Here is a 9,887-nt window from a genome sequence, read left to right on the forward strand (position 1 = left end):
GAGCTTAGTAATTACTGTCATAATTTAGTTCCTCCTTATAATCATGAATTCACTATTTATAATAGCTATTTTCTATCAAAAGTATGATTTCTAAATTTTGGGTATCTTTATAGAATGAATACATTGACTAAGATTTTAAAAATAATAAACGAACCTTATAGAATAAGCCATGTTAGCTGGTTATTAACAACGAAGTGAAGCTGCACAATAAAAATGGATGAAAACGTATTCGATGCAGCTATAGAGTCATTAAGAATAATAAAAAACTCGTGACTAAAAAACGAGTTTTTTATTATTCGCGATAGCTATTGGTCTTGATTACCTTGTTTCTTTTGGTTGTTAGGCGTAATTTCATTGGCAAACTCCATATTTGCCAAGTTTACTTTGGATGGAATAAATGTTCTTGTTGTATTTTGAACACCTTGGAACATACGTTGGATAGGTCTCATTATATTTGAATTACGTGTTGCTACTACACTAAAAACTGTTCCTAATCCTAGTAAAGAAACCCAAATCCATCCTCTATTATTTCGTCTATTTCTAAACAATTTAAACATTTGCTGAGTTCTTCTTCCAGAATTGAATAATGACATCAAGAAGTTAAGAATATTCATTTTTTTCCCCCTGTAAAAAATAAATTCGGAAAAAGAAACACTAAGTTCAATTTCACATGATTTATGTTGCAATATTTTATAGAAATTTATGATGCCAACTTATACTAATGATTCTTGGTTTATTTACTATAAATGCTAATATTTGCCGACTGTTTTTGCTGAAATATGCAAAATAGTTTTATAAAAAAATCAAAAAGGAAATGAAAAGTTATGTATGATTGGTTTGGAACTTTATTAATTCAGTATATTATAAATTCACTCGCTTAACTTATATTCATAATGAAACTCACATGAAAGGATGAGTAAAAGACAAACAAGATTAATACTTTTTAATCTCTATTAGTATTAAGAGCTAAGATGAAATTTATGTCCATATTATGCAAAAGAAGCTATTCTCTTTGTTATACATAAAGAATGACGTTTTTTCTTTATGAGGATAAAACCAACCTTTGCTTGATGAGGATGGAGAAGAGCTTCTATAAGTATTATTAATAAAAAATATTGAGATGAAAGTAGTCTTTTAATGTCCATTAAGGTTTAAAGCATAATTTGGTTCCATTGTTACATAGATTCCGTTAAATTCACTCTTTTATTAATTATTTTTTAACAGCCGGTTATGTAGTGTTGAAAGGATGAGTAACGCAAGAATCGAACCCACTAAGGCAAGTGACATATCCCATTGTGCATCCCATATATCGCCTTGCATACCTAAAAAGTCTTTTGCTGCTTTTCCTCCCTTTGCTATTTTAAAAGCTAACCATTCGATGATTTCGTATAATGCAGCAATAGCAAGCGAAATGCTTATACTAATCGTAACTAACCAAAGGCCTTCGGTTAGTTGAGTTTTCCGCAATAATATTTCTCTTATCACAATTGTAAACAAGCCTTTTATCAAATGTCCAAATCGATCGTAGTGATTTCGATTTAAATCAAAAATATCTTTTATCCAATTAAAAAGAGGAACCTTTGAGTATGTGTAATGACCGCCGACAAACATTATAATGGCTAATATTGCAATAATCATATAGGAGAGAGTGGTGAGGCGAAACTTATTGTACGTTGCAATTATAATGATTAGACCGAGAACGGCTGGAATAGCCTCCGCTGCCCATGTTGAGTATCTTGCAGGATTAATAACAGACCATATAAAAACTGCAGTAACAACCAATAATAAAAATAGGTGAATCACTGTATTTTTGTTTCTTATCACTTTTTTCACTCCTATTGAAAGTTTTTTTGCTTAAAGTATTTGAAAAAACACAATTTCGTATACAGAGTAATTAGGGCTGATAACCTTAGTTTACATTTTACGGTAAACTTACAGATATCTAAGTAATTCCAGTTTTTTAATAATTGGATTTGATTCTAATTTGATATACAGGAAAAAAATGCTCAGCATATTCTTTTTTTTAAAGTAGAGGATAATAGCATAAATATTTACCTGAAAGGAGCAATACTCACGTGAAGAAAAGAAAATATTTACTTGCTCTTATGTCTACTATTTTATCTGTAGGTTTTTTGTGTGGTTGCAATGGCGTTGATGAAGATGAGCCAGATCCAACTGAAGAACCTTCTGAAGAAATTCAAGAAAAGAATAATCAATAACAGGATAATGTAAAGGTTACGATTAGCATACTGTTAATTCATAAATATAAAATAATCTAATTAGAGTAGAGCAATCTAAAGAGTGATCCAATAGAATAGAACAAGCAAAAAACACCTCTTATATCGCATGAAATTAGATACGATATAAGAGGTGTTTCTGTTTATGGGACATTTCAAAACTCGTGTAGTTTTTTATTTGATGATATGTTGAACTAATTGCTTCGACAATAAAGCTTACAACTTTCGCATATATAATTCGCTTCATTTCAGGTCAAGGTGAGCCAAATAAAGTAATTACGACGTATCCTGTGGAACCTAAACTAAAAGGGGTACGAAAACGATTCATGGAATGATGGGACACTTTGGAAAATAAATACAAAATCGTGCGATTGATCTTTAAATTTTGACTTTTACGTCCCTAATCGCAGCTACGCTGGTATTGGGCCAAAAACGTGGAATAATTGCTCTGTTTCTCTACACAAAAAAATCTTAAAAAATCACTATTCTCCCATTTCTTCTAAATCGATGAGAAAATAGTGATTTTAAAACTTCTTCACCTAATCAATTGAAATTCCGCGTTACTATTTGATTTCAATTGCTGAAGTGATATCATTCCAATCCGCAGCTAAATTAGCAGTTTTACCATACCAATCAGAGTGTCTAAACAAGACCCCTTTGCCATATCCTTGAGTTGAAGTATGTTCCCACAGCGTCGTCGAATAACTTGCAGAAGGTGATGCTGTACTTACTGAAGAAATTCTGTCATTCCAGGTAGAAGACAAGTTTTTAAAACCACTGCTCCAATAAATATACTGTCCACCTTTATCTTTATGCTCATAGAAATCAGTACTACCAGCACCGCTACCTAGGGGATTTATTTGGTTTTTAAGCCTTTGTTTATCTTTTTCAATAAAAGCATCCATTGTTTCTTTGCTCGTAAAACCATACGCCAACCAATCTCCATTTTTATTTTGTTTAGGTAGAACCATAGTTATTTGGATGTCTTCTTTTGATTGGTTACTCAATTGTGCAAACGAATCAACATTCTTTTCATCAACTGTTACATAGTCAAATGATTTAATTGTATAATCTTTTTCTGCAGCACTTGCTGATACTGTTCCTAATCCTCCAGTTAATGCAAAACCAGCTACTAATGTTCCTACTACTAATTTCTTCAACATACAACCATCCCTTTTTTTTTAGATTTTTTGTACAATTAAATTTTGTACTAGTAAAATGTATTGTATTTTTAGATTTTTTGTAAATATTCTGAAGTTTATAAATAAAAACCAGAATATTCGCTGTTTTTTATTTGATTTTTAGAATAAAACATTATTAGGAGTTGTATGATGAATTTGTTATTCTCTTTTAATATTTCATTTCTCATCAGAATAAAGTATTGGCTAACACTTCCCTAATCTCAAGAAAGAGGACGAAAAAAGCCCCCCTTCAATAAACTCTTTCAAGGATATTCTTTTTCGAATTATATTCATTCAAATGGTTCTGTTGCAAAGTTTGTTAAAGAATAGATGTTTTCAACCAAAAGCAATTCATTTTATGCAATTGTTACTAAGAACATTTTTGATCAAACTTTATTTTAAACCCACATTAACCACATTTACAAAAAAGTTATCAATTTAAGTAAATTGTGTTGCGTTGTATTAAAATGTCCTTAATGCGACAAATTTCAAAGCATTTTATGCTGAAATTTACTTAACGTGGTTTTTTTTCGATTTGCTGGCGGTACACCTATCTGTAATTACGTATAAAAAGGTACACCTTTTGGAACTATAAGAATTACATGAAAAATCAGCTCCAAAACCTTAAAAATCCATTTTAGGAACGTATCTAAAAAACGAATACCTTTTGGAACGTTTTTGTTATAATATGATTATAAAACATCGAGATAAGAAGATTCCAATACTTTGAATAACAGAAAATTCGGTAAGAATTCTTAGCATGCTACAACATAGACGTTTAAATCAGGATATCATTTAACACGAAATATTCTGTTATTTTAAAAAGATGAATTTTTAAGAAGTAAAAGAGATGACTTTATTAAAAAGGTGTTAATATATCTTAATTTTCTGATAAAAATAAAATCTACAGTAACAAAGCGATAAAAAATGTGATAAAATATAATTCTAATTGAAAAAGAGTAGTGGGTTCAAGTCATTATTTACATGAACTCAAAAGAAAAAAGCCAATTTCTATGATAGATTTGGCTTTTTTCTTTTAATACACTTGGAGCTAAAAATAGCATTGTCTTTAAATCCTTGTTAGGGGCAAAGATTTAAAGAAGAGTTTAGCTTAATTATAATTTTACATAAATGTTATATATAGTAAATTGATATTCTTTGTACTAAATATTGTAAATATTTAAAAACTTAATTCTTACGTTATCTATATGTAAAGTTATAATTGGTGAGTTCTATAAAAGATACAAAATGTTAAACTCATAAAAACCAGTGATATCATACACATGTACTGATATCACTGGTTTTTTGTATGAATATTTAATGGTCATTTTTACAAATTATAAAAAGTCATCAACTTAGTTTTCCTTTTTATAATAAAACGTCCCAAAAAGTAAAGGTTTTGGTATGTTCAGAAATAAGAAAAATTGAATTTCACATTTATCAAAAACGATGGTTTTTGATAAATGAAAAACAAACAAAATTTGACCCTTATAAATTGCTTAACTATGTTATCAAAACTATTGTCAAAATCAAATCAACTTTAACCACCCTTTATGATAAAATTATCATGTAAAGGTTAGGTGATTTTATGAATTCATACATTTATGGTTATGCACGAGTAAGTACCCAACAACAAGATTTGATTCGTCAACTAGATATGCTTCAAAATTATAACTGTACCGAAATCCTCACGGAAAAGATGACAGGTACGAAAAGTGATCGTCCAGAACTTACTCGATTGAAAGATAAAACTAGGCCTGGTGACACGCTAGTAGTAGAAAGCTTTTCTAGATTAGGAAGAAGTACCAAAGATTTAATTGAACTTGTTGATTTTTTGAGAATAAGAGAGTTAAGCTAATTAGTATCAAAGAACAATTTGATACCAATACACCTCAAGGAAAATTGATGTTAACAGTCTTTCAGGCATTTAACCAGTTTGAAAGAGACTTGATTGCTCAACGAACACAAGAGGGTCTTGTAAGTGCAAGAGCAAGAGGAAGAATTGGTGGACGTCCTCGTATTAAAGATACCTATGTTCAAAAGGCATTAAACTTATATAAATCAGAGCAATATAGTATACAAGAAATTGTAAACATGACAGGTATTAGTCAAGCTACGCTCTACCGATACATAAGAAAAAATAAACAAACCGAAAAAGATGAATAAACTAAAGAACAAATAGCCACTATCCGTATGTTGTTACGTGTAGAAAATAATAATAAATTTGTACGAGGAAAGGGGAAAGTTCGAAAGAATATCGAATCCTTTCTCATATCACAATCCAATATGGAACAACGTTATGGGGAGTACATATTCTACGTTCCTTACACTACGATTCCAGATTTAGAACAAAAGGTAGATAGCATAGAAGCTTATCTAAACAACTGTTTTACAGAGTTAGATATGTACTTTGATGAATTAGGGGTACAATGGTAAAAGTAGCATTTGCTTATATAAAGAATTACATTATAAAATAATAAGAAGAAATGAAAGACAGGGAGAGGAAACCCATGTCCACAAAATTAGTAAATTTATGAATTGATTTTGCTTTTAAACAGTTATTCGGAACAAAAGGAAATGAAGAAATCTTAACCGGTTTCTTGAATGCTATTTTAGAGGAATCTTTAGAGGCACCTATTACATCTTTACAATTAGAAGACCCACATCTTCATAAAGCTTATGAAGATGATAAGTTATCCATTTTAGATTTATTAGCAACATTAGACAACGGAACGCAAGTGAATATAGAGATACAGCTTCGCAATACACATGATATGGTGAAGCGATCTTTATATTACTGGAGTAAACTCTATACATCCCAAATGCAAGAAGGGATGCCGTATCGTTCCCTTCGGAAAACCATTACCATTAACTTATTAGATTTTATCTTGTTTTCTCACGATGAAGCATTTCATACCATCGGACAATTGTGGAATACAAAATCGCAACAACTATTAAGTGATGACATTGAAATCCATTTTGTTGAGATACCAAAATTGGTCAAACAGTGGCGTGAAGAAAAAGTAAACCCGTGGGAAAATGCATTTGTTCGTTGGATGTTATTATTACCAGCACATGAAGATGAACATTTAACTCAAACATTGGAGGAGATTGCGATGAATCAAGATCCAATTTTACAAAGGCAATGAATAAATGGGAAAATATGAGCCATGATTCTTCTTTCCGAACAGCCTATGAAGCTCGTGAGAAGTTACTTCTAGATGAACAGGCTAAGTTGGCGCACGCTCGTGAAGAAGGGTTAGAGGAAGGTTTAGAAAAAGGGATTCAAACGGGGATCCAAAAAGGAAGAGAAGAAGGAATTGAACAAGGAAAAATCCAATTAATTCGTGGTATGCATAAGAATGGTATGCCATTAGAAGACATTGCAAAATTCACAGGCCTAACTACGGAAGAAATACGAAAATTATTATTATAATACATGTAATTAAAAAAGCTTTGCGAAAAATCTCGCAAGGCTTTTTACTATTAGGGGGACAGAAACGATTTAGGGAATGAGGAGCCATTCTGAGATAATATCTTTACTTATTCATTCCTCAAATATGTTAAACAAACGTTTGATTAGTCAAATAAAACTTAGGAATAAAAATATAATTTATTTTATTTAAAAATTTACAAATACATGTCTCGATAATGTTAATAGTGGTGTAAATAATACATTATTTTCTATATAATTAAGATCCCAACCACGCAATTCTTCCTATCATCCAAATAAAAGGAATCAAAAATACTACCACATTTAATATAATCCCAATCTTTGCTCCAGTATTTTTATCTACTTTATAAGACAAAATGGCTAAGAGAAATCCAATTGGACAAAGAAATACAGGTGAAAAAATAGAGAGTCCTGGAGATACAGTTAGAGTAATTTTGTAGATAAAGTTAACATTAAATATAATCAATAAAACCGGTATTAAAATCGATATAAATGTACCTATCCTGATTTTTTTCACCATAATACCCTCTTTTTTTATCCTTTAATGAGAACTTTAACATATGTATCTTTGGAATATTATTTATTACGCATAGTATTGAATTTTTTTCGAAATTTATAACAGAACCTACCTTTAATTGATTTAAAGGATTAGACGCAATAGGATTTTTCTTTGTTTTGATAATGAATTTATTAGATACAGATAAAAATTATAAACTACATAATTAATACTAGCTTAAAAAACACTTATGGAACGTTAAAAAGTGCTTTTTATTTTTTATAAATAAATGTAAACTTTTAAATATTAGTTTACATTCATTTCCTTGATTTTATTGTCTTTATCACGAATCATGCATTTTCTCCAAAATCACTAACGAAAGTATACATTCAGAACACTATAAATAAAGAGGTGTCAACATCTCTTTATATCATACGAAACAAAACAATCTAGATATATCAAGATTGTTTTGTTTCGTATGATATAACATTAAAAAAGAAAGAGTGGTAGATACACATGATCATCAGTAAGGTGCAAGTGGAGGGTTTTAAAAACTTAATATTTTGACAATTTAAACTTTAAAGGGTTTTTGTTTACTCTTTCTTTATAATTATGAGTTTAACATTAAAAATAAAATAAAACAACAAAAAAATACAAATTTCCGATAAATTCGACATTTACCTCTTAAGTTAACATAACACCACTTATTGGTATTCAATGTATCTAGAAAGAACCCCTTCATTTTACTTGCTGAAGGGGTTTCGTATTTACATAATTATCGTTAGCGGAAGTTAATTTCAGAGTGTATTTATACTAAACCCTCTTTCTACAAATTGCTGAATTGCATGTTGAAATTCTTTAGGATTTTCTATATAAGGGTGATGTCTGTCATCTAGTATAGTTACATACTTGTTAGGGAACTTAAATTTTTTATAATGATCTGGTCCAATAGCATGATCATGTTTTCCACTAATTATTAATGTTGGTGTATGAATCTGGCTTGTGATTTTTGTATAGTCTTGAAAAAATTCAATGTCCTTAAAAGCATATTCACGAAAGTTAGATCTGTATATAAGATCCTTATCTAACTGCTCAAGAACTTTTAAATTCTCTTTACTTTCAAATTGCATGTCATAGTATAGTTCTCTTTCTAATAGCTCCTTTGCTAAGCCAAAAAAGTCTTCATAAAATCGTTCCATTGATTCATAATTATCAGTAATCTTTTCTTGGTTGAGCCACTTTTTCCCTATGTTCATTTGATGCATGTTTGTTTCCTTTTTGTTTAATGTGCAGTTTAACAAGATTAATCCTAATGTTGATTCTGGGTACCGCTTTGCATAATTTGTAGCCAATATACCACCAAAGGAGTGTCCCATCACAAGCCATTTTTTTAATCCGAACTCATTTCTTATTTCTTCAAGATCTTGTAATAATCTTTTTAGTGAGTAATCATCTTGTTTAGATAAAGAAGAACGTCCGCAACCTCTTTGATCTAGGTAATACATTTGCATGAAATTCTCTAAAGACGGTCCTGCTGATTTTTCAAAAGAATAACTCCAATAGCCAGGACCACCGTGTAGAAAGATACAAGGTATTCCTTGTCCACTTTTCGTTATGTGTAAAGTAGTTCCGTCACTTGTTATTATGTTAGTCAACTGTGAATCCTCCTTGTAATAAATACTAAATTATATAAATTCTCTTTAATGTATTAAAAAACCTGTACATATTGTTATGTATACTCGATACAGGATTAGTTGACATAAGAGATTATTATCAGTAGTCAATAATGAATAGAATTTTCGTTATGGGGGGATTTTGATTCTTTAGGTTGATGGTGATGGGGTTCAGCCCCATCACCATCAACCTAAGGTTTTGAAGTCCCCCCTAAACAAAGTTTTTCCTTCTTTAAAGTTAGTTATTTTGTGAGCGGAGTAACTGACAATAAAAGCTCCATGGTATATTTTAAGCTAAATTTATCTAGATTTTACGTGGATTTTACTTTCACCACCTACAATAAAAACACGAAGACGTAAGTAACTAAAATTCAAGTTTGTTTTATAAGGTGAGGAGGGAATGTGATGGAATTAGTAATTGACCACATCGCTATCTTGAACGTAAGGAATAGGTAAGGAAAAAGAGATTTTCATTGTGTATGATCAAAATATAAAGAAGCATGAAAGGCGGAACAGATATGACTTATATATGAAAAACAAACCAGTTAACAAGAGTGTTTCAAGGAAAAGAAGTAATTTCTGTGGTTAACATACATGTGAAAAAAGAGGGATTTACCGTTTGTTAGGACAGAATGGTGTTTGTAAAAATAATCATTATGAAGATGATTACAAATTTAATGTTGACCTTTTGTCATTGGTAGAGATGATAGCTGTGTGGTTAGTATGAAACAGTAAGCAACCACCTATACAATATGAATAGAGGAGAGGAATGCCTTATGAAAATACGTAGTCAAATTACATTTGCAAGTCTGGCTCTTTTAATAGCTGGAAGTTCCCTGTTATACA

Annotated in this window: 6 protein-coding genes and 3 pseudogenes; 4 read left to right on the plus strand and 5 right to left on the minus strand. The window is 30.4% G+C overall.

Annotated features, from left to right (window positions below; genetic code table 11):
* Positions 1 to 305: 305 nt before the first annotated feature.
* Both AZF08_RS19225 and AZF08_RS19230 read right to left on the minus strand, forming a co-directional pair.
* Entirely contained in the window at positions 306 to 614 is a 309-nt protein-coding gene (locus AZF08_RS19225) for a hypothetical protein (protein ID WP_033678947.1), read from the minus strand.
* Between the two features lie 592 nt (positions 615 to 1,206).
* A complete protein-coding gene (locus tag AZF08_RS19230) occupies positions 1,207 to 1,824 on the minus strand; it encodes a DUF2238 domain-containing protein (RefSeq protein ID WP_033678946.1) in 618 nt (205 codons plus the stop codon).
* A gap of 251 nt (positions 1,825 to 2,075) precedes the next feature.
* On the opposite strand from AZF08_RS19230, the gene AZF08_RS30840 reads away from it, so the two are divergent.
* Positions 2,076 to 2,219: a hypothetical protein gene (locus AZF08_RS30840; RefSeq protein WP_167332937.1), complete on the plus strand. Its 144-nt coding sequence runs from the start codon at positions 2,076 to 2,078 to the stop codon at positions 2,217 to 2,219.
* Positions 2,220 to 2,800: 581 nt separating this feature from the next.
* Here AZF08_RS30840 and AZF08_RS19235 read toward each other — a convergent pair.
* The gene (locus AZF08_RS19235) at positions 2,801 to 3,400 is read right to left on the minus strand and encodes a hypothetical protein (protein ID WP_033678945.1); all 600 of its coding nucleotides are present in this window, start codon (positions 3,398 to 3,400) and stop codon (positions 2,801 to 2,803) included.
* A gap of 1,606 nt (positions 3,401 to 5,006) precedes the next feature.
* On the opposite strand from AZF08_RS19235, the pseudogene AZF08_RS19240 reads away from it, so the two are divergent.
* Positions 5,007 to 5,854 (plus strand): annotated as a pseudogene (locus tag AZF08_RS19240) (recombinase family protein).
* Between the two features lie 101 nt (positions 5,855 to 5,955).
* Positions 5,956 to 6,854, plus strand: a pseudogene (locus tag AZF08_RS19250) (Rpn family recombination-promoting nuclease/putative transposase).
* 256 nt (positions 6,855 to 7,110) lie between these two features.
* Here the strand turns inward: AZF08_RS19250 and AZF08_RS19255 are convergent.
* Both AZF08_RS19255 and AZF08_RS19260 read right to left on the minus strand, forming a co-directional pair.
* Positions 7,111 to 7,392: a hypothetical protein gene (locus tag AZF08_RS19255; RefSeq protein WP_033678943.1), complete on the minus strand. Its 282-nt coding sequence runs from the start codon at positions 7,390 to 7,392 to the stop codon at positions 7,111 to 7,113.
* Between the two features lie 773 nt (positions 7,393 to 8,165).
* Positions 8,166 to 9,023 (minus strand): alpha/beta fold hydrolase, encoded by an 858-nt coding sequence (locus AZF08_RS19260; protein ID WP_033678942.1) that lies wholly within the window; start codon positions 9,021 to 9,023, stop codon positions 8,166 to 8,168.
* A 572-nt stretch (positions 9,024 to 9,595) separates the two neighbouring features.
* Here AZF08_RS19260 and AZF08_RS32230 point away from each other — a divergent pair.
* A pseudogene (locus AZF08_RS32230) lies at positions 9,596 to 9,721 on the plus strand (ABC transporter ATP-binding protein); the annotation flags it as partial.
* Positions 9,722 to 9,887 lie beyond the last annotated feature (166 nt).

The organism is Bacillus gaemokensis (genome assembly GCF_001590835.1).
GTDB lineage: Bacteria > Bacillota > Bacilli > Bacillales > Bacillaceae_G > Bacillus_A > Bacillus_A gaemokensis.

Coding starts and splice junctions, on each gene's coding strand:
- AZF08_RS19235 (WP_033678945.1), bottom strand. CDS start 3,400: ATGTTGAAGAAATTAGTAGTAGGAACATTAGTAGCTGGTTTTGCATTA.
- AZF08_RS19225 (WP_033678947.1), bottom strand. CDS start 614: ATGAATATTCTTAACTTCTTGATGTCATTATTCAATTCTGGAAGAAGA.
- AZF08_RS19255 (WP_033678943.1), bottom strand. CDS start 7,392: ATGGTGAAAAAAATCAGGATAGGTACATTTATATCGATTTTAATACCG.